Source organism: Proteiniphilum propionicum (assembly GCF_022267555.1).
Lineage (GTDB): Bacteria > Bacteroidota > Bacteroidia > Bacteroidales > Dysgonomonadaceae > Proteiniphilum > Proteiniphilum propionicum.
Genome location: NZ_CP073586.1, coordinates 903,824 through 921,560 on the forward strand (window position 1 = coordinate 903,824; position 17,737 = coordinate 921,560).

The 17,737-nt window shown below is 40.0% G+C and carries 10 protein-coding genes; all 10 read left to right on the forward strand.

The window, feature by feature from the left end; all coding sequences use genetic code 11:
* Window positions 1-154: 154 nt before the first annotated feature.
* The 10 genes from KDN43_RS03435 (at window position 155) to KDN43_RS03480 (ending at window position 16,994) form a co-directional block, all read left to right on the forward strand.
* Window positions 155-727 (forward strand): RNA polymerase sigma-70 factor, encoded by a 573-nt coding sequence (locus KDN43_RS03435; protein ID WP_238868293.1) that lies wholly within the window; start codon window positions 155-157, stop codon window positions 725-727.
* A gap of 70 nt (window positions 728-797) precedes the next feature.
* The gene (locus KDN43_RS03440; protein WP_238868294.1) at window positions 798-1,811 is read left to right on the forward strand and encodes a FecR family protein; all 1,014 of its coding nucleotides are present in this window, start codon (window positions 798-800) and stop codon (window positions 1,809-1,811) included.
* 263 nt (window positions 1,812-2,074) lie between these two features.
* Complete coding sequence (locus KDN43_RS03445) at window positions 2,075-5,470, forward strand: TonB-dependent receptor (protein WP_407681786.1); 3,396 nt, start codon at window positions 2,075-2,077, stop codon at window positions 5,468-5,470.
* Window positions 5,471-5,490: 20 nt separating this feature from the next.
* The gene (locus KDN43_RS03450; protein WP_238868296.1) at window positions 5,491-7,305 is read left to right on the forward strand and encodes a RagB/SusD family nutrient uptake outer membrane protein; all 1,815 of its coding nucleotides are present in this window, start codon (window positions 5,491-5,493) and stop codon (window positions 7,303-7,305) included.
* Between the two features lie 118 nt (window positions 7,306-7,423).
* Window positions 7,424-9,415, forward strand: coding sequence for a glycoside hydrolase family 2 protein (locus tag KDN43_RS03455; RefSeq protein WP_238868297.1), 1,992 nt, complete (start codon window positions 7,424-7,426; stop codon window positions 9,413-9,415).
* Between the two features lie 44 nt (window positions 9,416-9,459).
* Window positions 9,460-10,854, forward strand: coding sequence for a sulfatase (locus KDN43_RS03460; protein WP_238869392.1), 1,395 nt, complete (start codon window positions 9,460-9,462; stop codon window positions 10,852-10,854).
* A 137-nt stretch (window positions 10,855-10,991) separates the two neighbouring features.
* A complete protein-coding gene (locus KDN43_RS03465) occupies window positions 10,992-11,660 on the forward strand; it encodes a SusD/RagB family nutrient-binding outer membrane lipoprotein (protein ID WP_238868298.1) in 669 nt (222 codons plus the stop codon).
* Between the two features lie 525 nt (window positions 11,661-12,185).
* A complete protein-coding gene (locus tag KDN43_RS03470; RefSeq protein ID WP_238868299.1) occupies window positions 12,186-13,409 on the forward strand; it encodes an alkaline phosphatase family protein in 1,224 nt (407 codons plus the stop codon).
* Window positions 13,410-13,754: 345 nt separating this feature from the next.
* Window positions 13,755-15,299 carry a sulfatase gene (locus KDN43_RS03475; RefSeq protein WP_238868300.1) on the forward strand — a complete coding sequence of 515 codons (1,545 nt, stop codon included), beginning with the start codon at window positions 13,755-13,757 and terminating at the stop codon, window positions 15,297-15,299.
* Window positions 15,300-15,620: 321 nt separating this feature from the next.
* The gene (locus KDN43_RS03480; protein WP_238868301.1) at window positions 15,621-16,994 is read left to right on the forward strand and encodes an alpha-L-fucosidase; all 1,374 of its coding nucleotides are present in this window, start codon (window positions 15,621-15,623) and stop codon (window positions 16,992-16,994) included.
* Window positions 16,995-17,737: the final 743 nt, after the last annotated feature.

Genomic DNA, 17,737 nt, shown 5'->3' on the forward strand with positions numbered 1-17,737 from the left:
TATTAACCGGGTTTATGCCCACAAAAAAGAGGCTTGCATAAAACAATAGCATGTTTCATTATTTGAAAAGGGAATGTTAATGATTGTGTGGTAGCTGAAAACAGACTATTTTTGCTCGTGGATAAAAATATGATTCGACATCAATAATCAGAAAATGTACGACGAGAAACTTCTTTTGAAACAGTTGCAACAGGGTGATGAGAAGGCATTCACGTCGTTGTTCAGGAAGTATTACAGGGATTTGGTGATGTTTGCCGGTTCCTATCTTCCTGAGAAAGATTGTTGTGAAGATATAGTGCAAACAGTTTTTGTTAATGTGTGGGATAAACGAAAAGATTTGAATTACGAAGTCTCTTTAAGATCTTTTTTACTGACTTCCGTAAAAAATAGTTGCTTGGATGAGTTGCGCCATAGAAAAGTGATAACAAAGTACCAACAGAACTACGATATATTGTGGAATAGCATGGATGTGTCAACAGAACAGCATGTCCTTTATTCCGAATTGAAATCTCATCTTGATAAGGCGTTGTCACTGTTGCCAAAAAAGCAGAGAAAGGTGTTTGAAATGAGCCGCTTGCATGGAACAAGGTACAAGGATATTGCACGTCAGCTGAACATATCGGAGCGGACCGTAGAAGACAGAATAGCGAAAACGATGAAATCACTTGTCAATTACTTGAAAGATTATCTCCCTTTTCTGTTTATTTTACATTTTTTACAATCATGACAAATGTGGAATATTGATTATGGCACGTCTCTTTAATGTATAAAGGTAATTAAAAACGTAACATTAAAAATTGACTAAAGAATTTGACATATTAGTTGCAAAAGATTTTGAGGGAACCCTAAGCGACGAAGAAAAGGAAAGGCTGAGCGAGTTGTACAATCAAAACGACTCTTTCAGGCACCTTTATGTCAGCTACAAAAACATACGGTCTGTCACTCATCCTCCATTTAACCCCGATTCTATAGATCTTGGGGCAGCAGAACGTTCCGTAATACGACAGATTCACAAACACAAAAGAAATGCACATTCACAATTTCTTGTCTGGTGGCAGAAGATTGCTGCAATCCTGCTAATCCCTCTGCTTGCTGTGACTCTCTATTTGTGGATGAATAAAAGACAAGGGGAAGCTCAGGCAGAATTGATTCACGTTGTCACATCCTTACCGGGAACACGCTCAAAAGTTAATCTTCCTGATGGTTCTGAGGTCTGGCTGAATTCAGGCAGTACCCTTACATATCTACTTGATTTCAATAAAAAAGAGAGAAGAACCATTATTGAGGGAGAAGGATATTTCATTATAGATGCAAATCCAGATAAACCTTTTTACATCTCAACCAATGGGATAGAGGTAATGGTTACCGGAACGGAACTGAATGTGGAAGGATACCCGGGTGACAGCCTCAAAAGGGTAATCCTGGCCAGCGGAAGTGCAGCTGTTACAACAAAGGGTAATAAAACAATCTCTCTTAAACCCGACCAATGCTTCACACTCAATACGCTTACCGGTCAGACTGCACTCAAAACCACTGATGCAGCTCTCTACGGCAAATGGAAAGATGGTATCCTCGCCTTTAGGGATGAGACACTTGAAAACGTATTCAAACGAATAGGGCGTACATTCAACGTGAATATACGAGTAACAGACTCACGTTTGGCTGCACATAAATACAGGGCTACCTTTGAGGATGAAAGCCTTCAGCAGATTTTAGATGCCATACAACTCTCTGCACCTATCAAATATAATTATTTTAAGCAGAATAATGGAGGCCGAAATTATGAGATAATTGAGGTCTGTCATAATTGATATTTTTATTGAAGCGTCACCTTATCTCTTTTCCTGTTGATAAGCGCCATGATAGAAATCGATGGAATGTGGATTTAAGTTATTACCACTTACCTGAAATGTTAAAAATAGAATTAGAATGTGGATTTTTCCAAACAGCACGTCTTATCCTATAGCAAGTGCAAACATTAATTAATCTATTTAATTACATTAATATTTTTTAACTTATGGCGAAAGAAAAACTATTCCTGAAAAAAAATGAATCAGGGGTCAGAACGGAGAAAATGAATCCCTTCATCCTGTTGTACTTCATTTTCTTTATGATCACGGGGACAATACATATTCAGGCACAAAACAGAGTGTCGCTCAGCCTGAATAATGTAACACTGGAGCAGGCAATCAGCACAATTGAAAACCAAACCGACTATCGTTTTCTTTTCAACAAAAACCTTGTCAATGCCACACAAAAAGTGAGTGTGAGTGTGAACGGTCAGACCATTGAAGCTGCATTGGCCCAAATTCTTATGGGGACCGGTATCGGTTATATTGTTAACGACCGACAGATTGTCTTGCACCCATTGAAGATAACGCAGAACTTATCACAGAAGACTGAAGAGAACCGGATTTCCGGGAGAATTGTAGATGCAAACGGTGAACCTATTATCGGGGCAACCATTATGGTGAAAGGAACTGGCAGAGGCAATGTAACTGATTACGATGGAAACTTCATTATTAGCGCAGGACCTGATGCCGAACTGGAAATATCTTATGTGGGATTTCAAACGCAAACCGTTTCTGTTGCGGGGAAAAACACAATAGTTATTGTGCTGCGCGAAGATACACAAACACTAGAAGAATTGGTGGTTGTAGGATATGGAACACTTAAAAAAGCCAACCTCACAGGAGCAACTACATCGATAAATATGAATGATGTATTGGGAAATCGCCCAGTAGTGAATGCCTCAACAGCCCTTCGTGGAACTGTCCCTGGCCTGCAAATTGTAAATGGAACGGGAGAACCCGGTGCCGAAAATGTGATGTCTATCCGTGGAGCAACAGCGTCAATCAATGGAGGAAGCCCTCTCGTGCTTGTTAATAATGTCGAGATGGACATTAATATGCTCGATCCGAATGATATAGAAAGCGTTACTGTATTGAAGGACGCTGCATCTTCTGCTATTTACGGAGCACGTGCTGCCTTCGGGGTGATTCTAATCACCACGAAAAAAGGGCTCACCGATGATAGATTTCAAGTAGATTATTTCAACAATTTCGCGTTTTCAACCCCCCGGAATTTACCACAAAAAGCGACTCCCCTGCAAACGATAACCATGTTCAAAGATGCAGGATTGACCAACTGGAACAATAACAATATCGATAAGTGGATCGAACTACTGAATGAATATAATACAAATCCGCAAGCCTATCCCAATGGTTCTACTACTATTGATGGAGTTATATACAATCTTCGCGAATATAATTCAATAAAAGATATGATGTCATCGAGTGGGTTTCAGCAAACACATAATGTTTCAGCTACCGGGGGAAATGCAAAATCATCATACAGAATGTCTCTGGGCTATGTCAGTGAAGATGGAATTCTTATCACAGATAAAGACTCATACAACCGTTACAACATTTCAGGATATATAAATTCGCATGCTATTTCATGGTTCAGGCCTGAATTGGATATCAAATATACTTCTTCAGAACGGAAACTGCCTGATACCAACGCTCCTTACGGAATCTGGGGAAGTGCAATTGCCTTCCACAGCTATTACCCAATAGGATCGACGATGGCAGATAATGAAGAATATTTTTACAATTCACCGTCATATCTAATTCAAAAAGCATATCCAACAACAACCGGACTGGATAACATCCGCCTTGCCGGAAAAATTACTATTATACCGATGAAAGATTTGAATATTATCGGTGAATATACTATCAACAAACAATTCTCCGATAAAACCCAATTCAATCCTATTTTCACCTACATGAGATCACAGGATAATATTATTGAAAACAGTACTACACCTGCAAACTCTAAATTCTACCACACAAACGAAAAAAGCAACTATAATGCACTTAATATTTACGGCGATTATACTTACAAGTCAAAACAACATACGATTAAATTCATGACCGGATTTAATCAGGAAAAATATTCTTGGCAGCAATTCTATGAAACGAGGGCAGAGATGATTAACCAAAACCTGCCATCGATTTCAGGCGGAACCGGAGAGGTTTTTGCTGACGATGCTTACTCGGAGTATAGTATCAGAAGCGGTTTCTATAGAATTAATTATGATTATGCCGGCAAATACTTGTTAGAAACAAATGGCAGGTACGATGGTTCTTCAAAATTCCCCAAAGTATCCCGATTCGGATTCTTCCCTTCTTTTTCCGCCGGATGGAGAATAAGCGAGGAGGGTTTCATGAAGTGGAGCCGGGAACTTATCAACAGTCTCAAAATCAGAACATCTTGGGGTAATATAGGAAACCAGAACATCAAACCATATATGTTTGTACCCGGGATGGAATCTTACGTGACAAACTGGCATATCGACAACCGAAGAGTCTATTCATTGAAAATGCCTTCTCTTGTGAGCAGTTCTTTCACATGGGAAAAGGTGCAAACACTCGATTTCGGACTCGATTTGACCATTCTTGACAACCGCCTGAATGCTGTTTATGACTGGTATCGACGTGATACGAAAGGTATGCTCGCAGATGGGGCCGAACTTCCTTCGGTCCTGGGAACCGGTGCTCCACGTGAAAACGTAGCCGATTTACGTACACAAGGCTGGGAAGCATCAGTTGAATGGCGCGATCGAATAGGCAATGTCAATTACAACCTGGGATTAAATTTATATGATTCGAATACAAAAATTACCAAGTTTGACAATGAGGCCGGACTTTTACCAACTTATGACAGCTCGGGAAAGATAACACAATACTATGTTGGGATGGACGTTAATGAACAATGGGGATATACTACCGACCGTTATTATACCGAAAATGACTTCAATACCGACGGCACTTTAAAAGAAGGTATTGCAAAAGTAGAAGGTTATACACCAAACATTGGTGATATTTTATATGTTGATTATGACGGAAATGGAGTTATAAACAGCGGTTCAAATACACTTCAAAACCCGGGTGATCGCAGAATTATCGGCAACAGAACACGTCGTTACCAATACGGTATAACCGGAGGGGTCGATTGGGAAGGTATATCGTTTTCGTTCATTCTACAGGGTATAGGTAAAAGAGATGTTTGGTATGGCAATGAACTTTTCTGGCCATGGTACGATGAGTTCAGCACACTTATGAGCAGCCAGCTCGATTATTGGACACCTCAAAACACAAATGCTTACTTTCCACGGGTATATGAAAGGGCAAAAGGAAACTCTTCCGCCAACAGATTCACTCAAACAAAATATAAACTGAATGGAGCTTACCTATCCGTAAAAAACATCACGCTTTCGTACTCTTTCCCAAAAGCAACCATAAAGAAATACAAACTAAACAATCTCTCTGTTTTCACAAGTGTAGAAGATTTATATAATTTCAACCATTTACCTAAAGGTATGGATGCAGAAGCCGGATCAAAAGCTCGAGGATGGACTTATCCTTTCCTCACAAAATGGGCTGTGGGTATGAGAATTGGACTTTAACAACAAAAAAAATGAATAAAATGAAAACAAAAATAATATCCATCTGTCTATTAATTTTATTAACTATCAGTTGCAATGATAGTTTTCTGGAGTTATATCCAAAAGACGAACAAACGGAAGCCACTGCTTTTGTTACATATGAGAATTTCAAAACATATGCCTGGGGACTCTATGAAGTCTTTCCTGGTTATTCAGATACATATTTCACAGGTGATTTAAACGGTGGATTGTTCACAATGATGACAGCAGGTGGACAGACACCGTGGTCGATGGGAAATGTGATTGTGCCCGCTTCAGACAATATTAACTGGAATTTTTCTTTTATCCGGAAAGTCAATATTATGTTGGATAATATTGACCAATCGGCGATGAATGAAACAGACCGTAAGCATTGGCGATCGGTAGGGCTGTTTTTCAGATCATACAAATATATGGATCTTCTGAGCAAGTTCGGTGATGTGCCATGGGTAGAAAACACACTGACTGAAAAATCTCCCGAATTATATCAACCCCGCGACTCTCGTGATGTGGTGGCAGCAAACATCCTCAGAGACCTGATAGAAGCCGAGCAAAACATCAAAACAAACGGTGATGGGGCAAATACAATAAATAATTTGGTTGTAAACGCATTAATTTCACGATTCAGGCTGTTTGAAGGGACATGGAGAAAATATCACGGTTTGAACGAATCTGAAAAATATCTCCAGGCCGCCATAAATGCATCACAAAAAATAATCGCGAAAGTACCTAATGTCTATAACAATTTCGATCTTTTGTTCAATTCTGAAGATTTATCAACTGTCGGAGAAGTGCTCCTTTACAAACAATATTCACCGGGTTTAACAGGACATGCACTTACAAGACGTGTACGAACAGGAGAAATGCAAGTGGAAGGAACACGCTATCTGGTTGACAGCTACCTTTGCACAGATGGACGTCCAATATCAACAAGCCCGCTATATGCAAACACAACCGAGTATGATAATTTCCGCAATCGTGACAGACGTCTATACCTAACAATTTGTCCTCCCTTTAAGACAGGTGATGCTTTCTCGGGTAATATTACATCATGGACCCGCCATGCCAATCCGGCGTTTAGTGAATATATAGATATAATCAACAATGCCTCATGGAAAGGCGGAAAATCACTACCTACATCCAACTTTCGAAACTTATATTGTACGCGTATGCCCAATTTGGCAAGCGCAAAAAATGGTGTTTTCAACTGGGGCAAAACATGGATGGGGTATTTTGTTTGGAGGTATTACAACACGACAACAGACGTATCTACCAACACCGACGTAGGAACCACGGATGCTCCCATTTTCAGGGTAGGAGAAGTAATGTTAAATTATGCTGAAGCCGCATTTGAACTAGGTCGATTTACACAAGAAGTTGCCGATGCTACAATAAATAAACTGCGTGCACGGGGTGGAACCAAGAACATGACAGTAGGCCAAATAGATGCAGATTGGGACACAAAACGTGACTCAGACGTTGCTCCTGTCCTTTGGGAGATCCGTAGAGAACGAGTTATGGAGCTTGCTACGGAGGGTTTCCACTTCGACGATTTGCGTCGATGGAAAAAAGCGGAAAAAGTACTCAACAAACAACCCCGCGGAGCATTTATCAGTAAAGCAGATTATGGGAACAGCAGCTCTACCAAATTGCAGGATGAAAACGGAGTTACTATAACCGGCAACGATACACAAGGTTATTTATGGTATCATGGCGTCCCCAGCGGATGGTTGCCGCATTATTATCTTTACCCTTTGCCCCTGAATGATCTGGCTCTAAATAAAGAGCTAAAGCAAAATCAAGGATGGAGTAAATAAAATATTAAATCCCGGGAAACCACTTCATGTTTTTGAAAAAGTTTCCCGGGACAAGTATTTTATACCTTAATGCTAAAAACTCTATCTTTGCACTCAAAACCTAATATTATTTCTTTCAATGAACAAAATTATCTTTGCCACACTTGCTTTGTGTGTTTCATTACTTTCATTCTCTCAATCCCGCCAGATAATAAATATCAATAACGACTGGCAATTCACGCCCGGCTATGAAGTTCACAACAATATTTTTACCAAAATTACGCTGCCACACACATGGAATATGGATGCCATGAGCGGAAAAATAGATTATTACCGCGGATTCGGCAATTATCAGAAAAAAATATATGTGCCTGAAGATTGGGAGGGTAATGTGATATTTCTGCGGTTTGGGGCGGTAAATCACACCGCAACGGTGCAAATCAACGGTGAAACCGTGGGAGAACACCAGGGCGGATATTCAGCGTTTGACTTCGATATATCCGATAAACTAAATTATGGTACCGAAAACACAATCTTGGTAAGGGTTTCTAATGCCCTTGATCTGGGTATTATGCCATTGGTAGGCGATTTTAACTCCTACGGTGGAATCTATCGTGACGTGGATATTTTGCTTCTACCTAAAAATCACATATCTGTCAATCGCTTTGCGTCTAATGGAGTACGCATCATCCAGAAATGTGTAACAAAGAATAGTGCCGAACTTGTGGTACGCATAGCAGTGGAAGGAAAAGGGAGGTTGAACGTGAAGTTAAAAAATAAAGAGGGAATAACAGTTGTTTCTACACAACAAAATATAACTCAACAGAGTGGTAAACAAATAATTGAAGTGCCGTTTTCACTAAAAATGCCGCATCTGTGGAACGGTCGGAAAGACCCTTACCTCTATTCAGCTGAAATTGAATTTGGCACCGATAAGGTAATACAACCTTTCGGATTGCGCTATTTTGAAGTGGATGCACAAAACCGCTTCCGACTAAACGGTGAACTGTTGCAACTGCACGGCGTCGGACGTCACCAGGATAATGCCAATGCCGGAAATGCCATCTATAGGACGCAAATGGAAACCGATATTCAAATCATGTTGGAGATGGGCGTAAATGCTGTCCGGCTGACACATTACCCGCACGATCCCTACTTCATTGAACTTTGCGACAAAGAGGGCATAATTGTCTGGAGTGAAATTCCATTTGTGGGACCTGGCGGTTATCGCGACAAAGGTTTCGTGAATACCAGGCGCTTTCGTGAGAATGGGAAACAACAACTTGCCGAGATGATTGAGCAGCTATATAATCATCCTTCAATCCTATTTTGGGGCATTTTCAACGAATTAAAAGAAGAAGGCGATAATCCCTTAGAATACGTAAAAGAGCTGAACACACAGGCAAAAGCTGATGATCCTACACGCCTGACCGTGGCGGCGAGTAACCAAAGTGGCGATCTGAATTTTATTACCGATCTAATTGGCTTTAACCAGTATTTCGGCTGGTACGGCGGCAATCCTTCCGACGTGGGCTCCTGGGCTGTCGGGATGCACGAAAAATATCCCGGTATAAAGCTTTCCATATCTGAATACGGAGCCGGAGCAAGCCCTTTTCATCAGCAGGAAATATTGACAAAACCTGTCGCAACAAGCCGTTGGCACCCCGAAAATTGGCAAACCCATTTTCACGAAGAGCATTGGAAAGTTATTAATGAACATAACTATTTTTGGGGGACTTTCGTTTGGGTAATGTTCGATTTCTACGCCGCACATCGCACCGAAGGTGAACGCGATGGAATCAACGACAAAGGGCTGGTAAGCATTGACCGTTTTGTGAAAAAAGATGCTTTTTATTTCTACAAAGCCAACTGGAATAAAGAGAATCCTTTTGTCTACGTTTCTGAACGTAGAAATTCGAGAAGAAAAAACTCCCTGCAAACGCTGAAAGTTTATTCCAACACCGAAAGTGTTGAACTGTTTTTAGATGGAAAAAGCATTGGAAGACGCTTAAATAACGGGTATGGAACTTTTGTCTGGGAAAATTGCCTGTTGAATAATGGGAAAAATACCATAGAAGCAGTTTCTAAAGATAAAAATGTTAGCGATAAAATTGAAATTGAAATAATATGAAACTAAAAAATATTATAATAGTAATCCCGTCGTTTCTGCCGGCAATGGCAGCGCTGCCCCAACAATCTCAAAAGCCAAACGTCCTTTTCATAATTGTTGACGACCTTCGACCCGAACTGGGATGCTACGGTTTGGATGCCATAAAAACGCCCAATATAGACAAGTTGGCAGGGAAATCAACAATATTTCAGAATGCTTACTGCAACATCCCGGTTAGCGGAGCATCACGTGCAAGCCTTTTTACCGGTATGTATCCCAAATTCCCAAAACGTTTTGTCAATTATACCACACGTGCTCAAACAGATGCCCCAGATGCCGTGCCATTTTCACAACTGTTCACCAATAACGGATATCATACCGTTTCCAACGGAAAAGTATTTCACCATATAGACGATCATGCCGATTCGTGGAGCGAACCTCCCTTCAGAACACATCCTGATGGTTATGATGTATATAATAATGAATACAACCGCTGGGAAATGTGGCTGAACGAAGAGTCAGCAAAATATATTAACCCGAAAACTTTGCGTGGCCCATATTGCGAATCGGCAGAAGTGCCTGATTCAGCATACGACGATGGGAAGTTAACCCTTAAAACCATTGAAGACCTGAAACGTCTTAAACAAACAAACAAGCCCTTCTTTTTGGGTGTAGGATTTTGGAAACCACATCTCCCGTTTAATGCTCCCAAAAAATATTGGGATATGTACGATCGCAATAAAATTCCTTTGCCCGACAATCGGTTTCGCCCCTTGGATCTCCCCGATGAGGTACAAGGATCGAGAGAAATATATGCATATGCAAGAGTTGAAGAACCGACGGATACAGTATTTTTGCGCGAATTACGCCATGGATATTATGCTTGCGTGAGTTACGTAGATGCACAAATCGGTTTAATCCTTGACGCCTTAAAAAAGCTTGATCTGGAGGAAAACACGATTATAGTGCTGTTAGGAGACCACGGATGGAACCTCGGAGAACACAATTTTATAGGTAAACATAACCTGATGAAAACATCCACACACACTCCTCTTATTGTACATGTACCTTGGTTTAAAAACGGAAAATCACTCTCTATGGTAGAATTTGTAGATATCTATCCCACATTGTGTGAACTGTGTAACCTGCCTGCACCCCAAAATCAGCTTGACGGAAAAAGCTTCGTTCCGATACTCAAAAATCCGAAAACCAAAACCAAATCATCCGTTTTTATACAATGGCAAAGTGGTTATAGCATTGTGAACAAACGCTATAGCTATGCTGAATGGGAAAAAGAAGATGGTAAAACATCAGTCATGATTTTCGACCACAAAATAGATCCAAAGGAGAACAAAAACCAGGTCAATGAATACCATTACAAAAATCTGTTGATGAAATTTTCAAAATATATAAAATTAAAAACCAGCCAGATAGTTAGTTACAAGTCTGCCCCGAACTGACTCTGGGAGGTGTGAAAACGTCAGATATTCTCACAGATTAAAAGTATGCCTTAGCCTTCAAATCAAAAAACTATCTCGGAATAAGATACGATGAACACTGGGCAACCTATACAAATGACTCATATACCGGATTCTTTATGGATGGACTTCCATACAGCGTTGATCCACGCTTTTTCGATATATATGCTTTGCCATGTGATGATGGGCATAGGTATAATACAAATACCAAAAGCTTTGATTTGGTAAAGGTTGGCGAAACTGTTCCTGAAGGAGAGAAACCCACAGTAGTTGCCACAGTGAACGTAGAATATGCGGTAAATGGCTTCAATAGCGGAGATTGGGGAGATGCTGGTGCGGCAAACGGGGTTTTGAATAATTATTACAAAAGCGCTCCATCGTTACAGAAGAAGTCAGGAGAAGCAGAAAAATTCTTATATAAATATCCGGTTGCATCGGAAACATTTTATGGGAAAAATCTGAATGATCAGTTAAGCAAGATTATTACGCAAAAGTATATTGCGCAATTGCCATGGCTACCATTGGAAGCATGGTGCGACCATCGCAGGCTCGAACTGCCATTCTTCGACAATGTGGCTGTAGATAATCCGCTTAGTAGAATGTCATGGCTTACAAAAGAAAATGTAAAGAACTCACAGAAATACAATTTCTTCCCTCAAAGGTTGAGATATCCCTCATCATTGGAAAACAGTAATCCTGAAGGTTATAAGCAGGCACTACAGCAGCTTGGAGGAGAGAACGGTATCTTTACACCATTATGGTGGTCAAAAGGTAAAAATGAGAAGTAATGGGAAAGTAATAAAATTTCAAGAATAATCTTAATTTTTCAGGTAGGGGGAAAACTTTGTTGTTTTCCCCCTACTCTGTACTTGATAGCTCGATAAAAGTTTCGAAACACAACGTAATAAATTAATTATCTTCAGACTGGCCATTTTTGAAACAACGTGGCCTTACTTTCAGATTGTCCGTCATAAAAATAAACATTAACCACAGTATTGTAAAACCGGTTACTCTGAAAATATTATTCTTTTTAATCAACCTAAGTTTTTCACCTAGATAACAACTTTTGTTTTATTTAGAAACATGCTTATTCAAAACTTGCCACATATACAATTTTATTTGTTAAACTCGCTTAGTTTTTTCATCTTTGCAGTGTTTACAATTAAATAAAGATCCTTAATAATATTCCACATAACTTTTTTATGTTGGAAATAATTGTATATAGATTTAATTGTTAATTAGTTAAATGCGCACTCGCCGAATTGTCGTTAATAAAATAAATATATAAACAAACCTCAAACATAAATTGTCAAATGAAAAGAACGTTCCTGCTTTCAATACTGCTTTTCTTATCGTTATTAGCGGTAGAAGGGAAGACCAGAAAAGCAGTATTTATAATTATTGATGGCGTGCCTGCTGACCAGATTGAGCGGCTTCAGCCACCTGCGATATATGATATTGCCTCGCAAGGAGCATATTCCAAGGCATATACAGGTGGCCAAACCGGTGGTTATTCACAAACAGCAACAATCTCTGCAATAGGTTACACTAATCTGTTGACATCAACATGGGTAAATAAACACAACGTTACAGGTAACGATAACCTAAAGCCGAATTATAATTATTGGACACTGTTTAGAATTGCCAAAGAACAGAAAAAGGACTTTAAAACTGCATTATATTCGAGCTGGACCGACAACCGTACGGTTTTAATTGGTGAGAATAAACCTGAAACAAATCACTTGAAAATTGATTTTGTGAAGGATGGATTTGAACTTGATACTATAAATTTTCCACCCAAAGATAAAGATTTGCATATTTTTGAAATCGACGAACATGTCTCTTGCCTGGCGGCAGAAGGCATTAAAAATGATGCTCCTGATTTAAGTTGGGTCTATCTCTGGTATACAGATGATGCCGGTCACATTTACGGGAACGGCCATGATTTTGATGAATATGTGATGAAAGCGGATAGGCAGGTTGCACGTGTTTGGGAAGCAGTGAAATATAGAGAAAAAAACTACGATGAAGAATGGATGATAGTGGTAACCACCGACCATGGACGTGCTGAAAACGGACATGGCCACGGCGGTCAATCGTGTCGTGAACGAACAATTTGGATTTCAACCAATGTGGCTGTAAATAAATACTTCAAAAGTGGTAATCTGGCGATAACAGACATTGCCCCATCAATCAGCCGGTTCATGAAGTTTGAAGTGCCGCAAGATGTGTTGTGGGAACAAGATGGGATACCTTTTATCGGGGATGTTGATATTTATAATCTAAAAACAATGCCATACGATAATTCAGTGTATCTCACATGGGACACCATATCAGATAATAACCCCGTTACAATTTATGTGTCAACTGAAAACAAGTTCAAAGAAGGCGGAAAAGAGAACTGGATTAAATTGGCTACTGTAAATGCAGGTATAAACAGTTATAAAGCAGAACTAAAAGACCTGCCCGCAGGTAGTTTTTATAAATTTGTAGTTGAAACGAAAAATAATCACTTAAACAGATGGATAATAAAATAAACATTGCCTATATTTGATATTATTTACAATACATTTGTTGCTTAGAAAATGCAGAGGGAAGAATAACAGCATAAACCTGCTATTTTCTTCCCTTTATTAATATTTAAGTTGCATAGGACAGCATAACGTACTAAATGCTATCAAGATAAAACTATACAGTTATGCATTTTTTTTGCAGTTTGTACATTTTCGCACAGCAGACAACACCTCAGTAGTGACGTACCTCAGCAATGTTAGGCATAATTTGGTTTGGTACAATCAATCTTCTTTGAAGTACATACTTTTATTGTTTGAATAATGCCATTAAGTGAGAATCTATAGAGATAATAATAGAAAAAAAGAATTATGAACCCCAAGAAATTATTCACCCTTGCTTTGGTTCCACTGACGGGGCTTTCAGCAAAAAACACAATTGCTCATAATAATCGTCCCAACATTATCCTATTTATGGTGGATGATATGGGATGGCAGGATACATCGTTGCCTTTCTGGAAAGAGAAAACTCCACTCAACGAGCGTTACCATACACCAAACATGGAGCGGCTGGCATCGCAAGGGATGATGTTTACCCAAGCATATGCCTGCAGCGTAAGTTCGCCTACACGTGTGAGCCTGATGACAGGAATGAATGCCGCCCGGCACCGGGTAACCAACTGGACACTCGAAAAAAACACCTCAACCGACAATCAGAGTAACATGCTTCAGTTCCCGGAGTGGAATGTGAACGGTATTTGCCAGGCTCCCGACGTACCTTACACATATGAAGTGACTTCACTGCCGCAATTGCTCAAAAACAACGGTTATCACACCATCCATTGCGGCAAAGCGCACTGGGGGGCCATCGACACACCAGGGGAAAACCCACATCACTTCGGCTTTGAGGTGAACATTGCAGGGCATGCAGGTGGTGGGATAGCAAGCTATCTGGGAGAAGAGAATTATGGAAACAGGACCGATGGTAAACCATCATCCAGACAAGCTGTTCCGGATCTGGACAAATACTGGGGAACCGAAACATTTGCCACGGAGGCATTAACTTTGGAAGCTCTGAAAGCACTCGACAAAGCCAAAAATCTTGGTCAGCCGTTCTTCCTCTATATGTCGCACTATGCAATACATATCCCTGTCAACAGGGACAAACGTTTTTATCAAAAATATATTGATGCCGGACTCTCGGAAAAAGAGGCTGCTTACGCTGCGCTTATAGAGGGGATGGACAAAAGCCTGGGAGATCTGATGAACTGGCTGGAAAAAAACGAACTTGATAAAAATACTATTGTAATTTTTATGTCTGACAACGGAGGATTCGCTACCGATACCCATTGGCGCGATGCACCTTTGTACACTCAGAACGCTCCACTGAACAGTGGGAAAGGATCGGCATACGAAGGTGGTATTCGGGAACCGATGATTGTCAAATGGCCGGGAGAAGTAAGCCCCGGCACGAAATGCGACGATTACCTTATTATTGAAGATTTTTTCCCAACTATTCTGGATATGGCTCAGGTGAGAGAGCGGAAAACTGTACAAACGGTCGATGGAGTAAGCTTCATGCCGATGCTGGAAGGCAAACCTACCAGATATGACAAACGTAACCTTTATTGGAACTACCCCAACCTTTGGGGTAACGAAGGACCAGGTATCGGCTCTACATGTACCGTTCGCAGAGGCGACTGGAAGCTGATATATTACTATGAAACCGGCAAAAAGGAACTGTTTAACATAACCAACGACATAGGCGAAACGGCCAATCGTGCTGAACAGAACCCACGATTGGTGAAAAAGCTGTCGAAAGAGCTGGGAAAGTTTCTACGCGGTGCAGATGCACAACGCCCGTCATTCAAGACTACAGGTAAGCCTTGCCCATGGCCCGATGAAGTGGACAAATAATAAAATAATGTTAACTCATAAAATTTGAATAGCTCCTCTTTAATTTTTCTAATTGACAATAAACCCGATTAAAAAATTTATCATCTCCCTGATATTATAGCTATTAACAACAACAGATATCTCGCAGCAGAACGACAGGGAAAACCTGGAAATATCACATAAAAATACAGAGAAGGCTCTTGCGAGCTATACAACATTAGAAAGGCTGAATTGCAGACTGTAAAATGGGTGACCATTCAGCCGTTTTTTGTAAATTTGAGCACCATTGCACAACAATGTAACGTTAAACATGATTATTTACCAACATAAGAAAGAGAGAATATGAAAAAAACTATTATCATTGCAATATTGGGAGTGGTTGTATGCACCTCTCTATTTCCACAAGAAAAAATTTGGAATGAAACAAAAGAGCAAAAGGCTGAAAGAATGAAGTGGTGGGTAAACGATCGCTTCGGGATGTTTATCCACTGGGGACTGTATGCTCTTCCAGCACGACATGAGTGGGTTCAGACAAATGAAAGAATTCCGTTAGAGGAGTACAAAAAGTATTTCGACAATTTTAACCCAGACCTGTATGATCCGCACGAATGGGCAAAAATGGCCAAAGAGGCAGGCATGAAATATGCGGTAATCACTGCAAAGCATCACGATGGGTTTTGCATGTTCGACTCAAAATATACCGATTACAAGGTCGTGAATACTACATACGGCAAAGATATCATCAAAGAGTGGGTAGATGCATTTAAAGAGGCGGGGCTAAAAGTGGGGTTCTACTATTCGCTTATTGACTGGCATCACCCCGATTTCACCATAGACAGAATTCACCCGTTGCGCCCAGGCTCAAATGAGGAATATGCTAAGCTGAACGAAGGCAGAGATATGAACAGGTATCGTAAGTTCCTGAAAAATCAGGTTACTGAGCTGCTAACCAATTATGGTAAAATTGATATTCTTTGGTTAGACTTTTCGTATCCGGGCGAATTTGGGAAAGGACGTGACGATTGGGATGCAGTTGAACTGGTAAAACTGGTCAGAAAGCTTCAGCCTGAAATAATTATTGACGATCGTGCCGACATTAGAGATGTGCCCGGTGGCTGGGATTTTATAACTCCAGAACAGTACAAAGTGGATAGGTGGCCAGAATTAAACGGGGAGCGTGTCCCCTGGGAAACCTGTCAAACCTTTTCTGGCAGTTGGGGGTATTTCCGCGACGAAGCAACATGGAAAGACAACAAGCAGCTGCTGGTGCTTCTGATTGAATCTGTAAGCAAAGGAGGTAACTTATTGCTGAACGTGGGGCCAACAGCACGCGGAGAGTTCGACTACAGAGCTGTAAGCGCTTTGGAGAAAATGGGCAACTGGATGCATTACAACAGCCGCTCCATCTATGGCTGTACCGAGGCCCCTGAGGCTTACACTGCCCCTGATAATACACTTTTGACCTATAACTCGGCAACCAACAGACTATATATCCACCTTTTGGATTACCCGTTACAAAATTTTAAACTTCCGGGATATAAAGGAAAAATTAAATATGCACAGTTTCTGCATGATGCTTCAGAACTAAGAATTACTGTACCGTCAGGCCATCACAAAGTTGAAGATGATGGATCGGACACAGGTGATTTAAACCTTAGTCTTCCTGTACTGAAACCAAATATTGAGATCCCTGTAATTGAGCTGATTCTGGAATAAAATAATTCACAAAACAAGCTATGGCTTATTCATTTATAATTATTTGAGCTTATTTGCTGATTTAGACTATGAGTGCAGGCAACAAGAGAGTGATATCACATTGCGATTCACTCTTTTTTTTATTGAGTCCACTTTAATAAGTCGTTTTGTGAAAATATGATATTTGATTTTCAAGTGATTATGATATCAAATCTTCTAATTTGAGACTTTTTCAAGCAGACTCAATATTATTTTGATTTATCTCGATGATATGGGTTAAGTTGATTTATCACAAATTGGTGCTACAGGATACAAGACTCCGAATATTGACAAGTGAAGGAATGAATCCTTTTTAGAAAATCGTTATTGGGAAATTTAGTGCCGGTATTCAAAAAAGCAGAAAAATCTTTGTTTTAACAGCAGTTCGGTAGATGTTTTTAATGTTAAATATCTGTTTTTCCTGCGAAATTGTTATTTTATTCAATTAAACAATTATCTTTGCAACAAATTTATTTGCATTAATGCAACAATTGTATTTGACATACACTATTACTACTACAACAATGACCATGACCCCTTGGGGGGTTATGTAAATTTTCACATCCGTAAGCAGGTATTGCTTTTATTGCGAACCATCCGGTTATCGCGTTAGAAATCAAATTTTTCCAATAAGCTGAATAAATTTACAACAGATTGATTTAAGTGCATCGCAGCATGTGCTTTTTCATTAAGTTAAATGAGTATGGGTATAAGTTTATTTACGC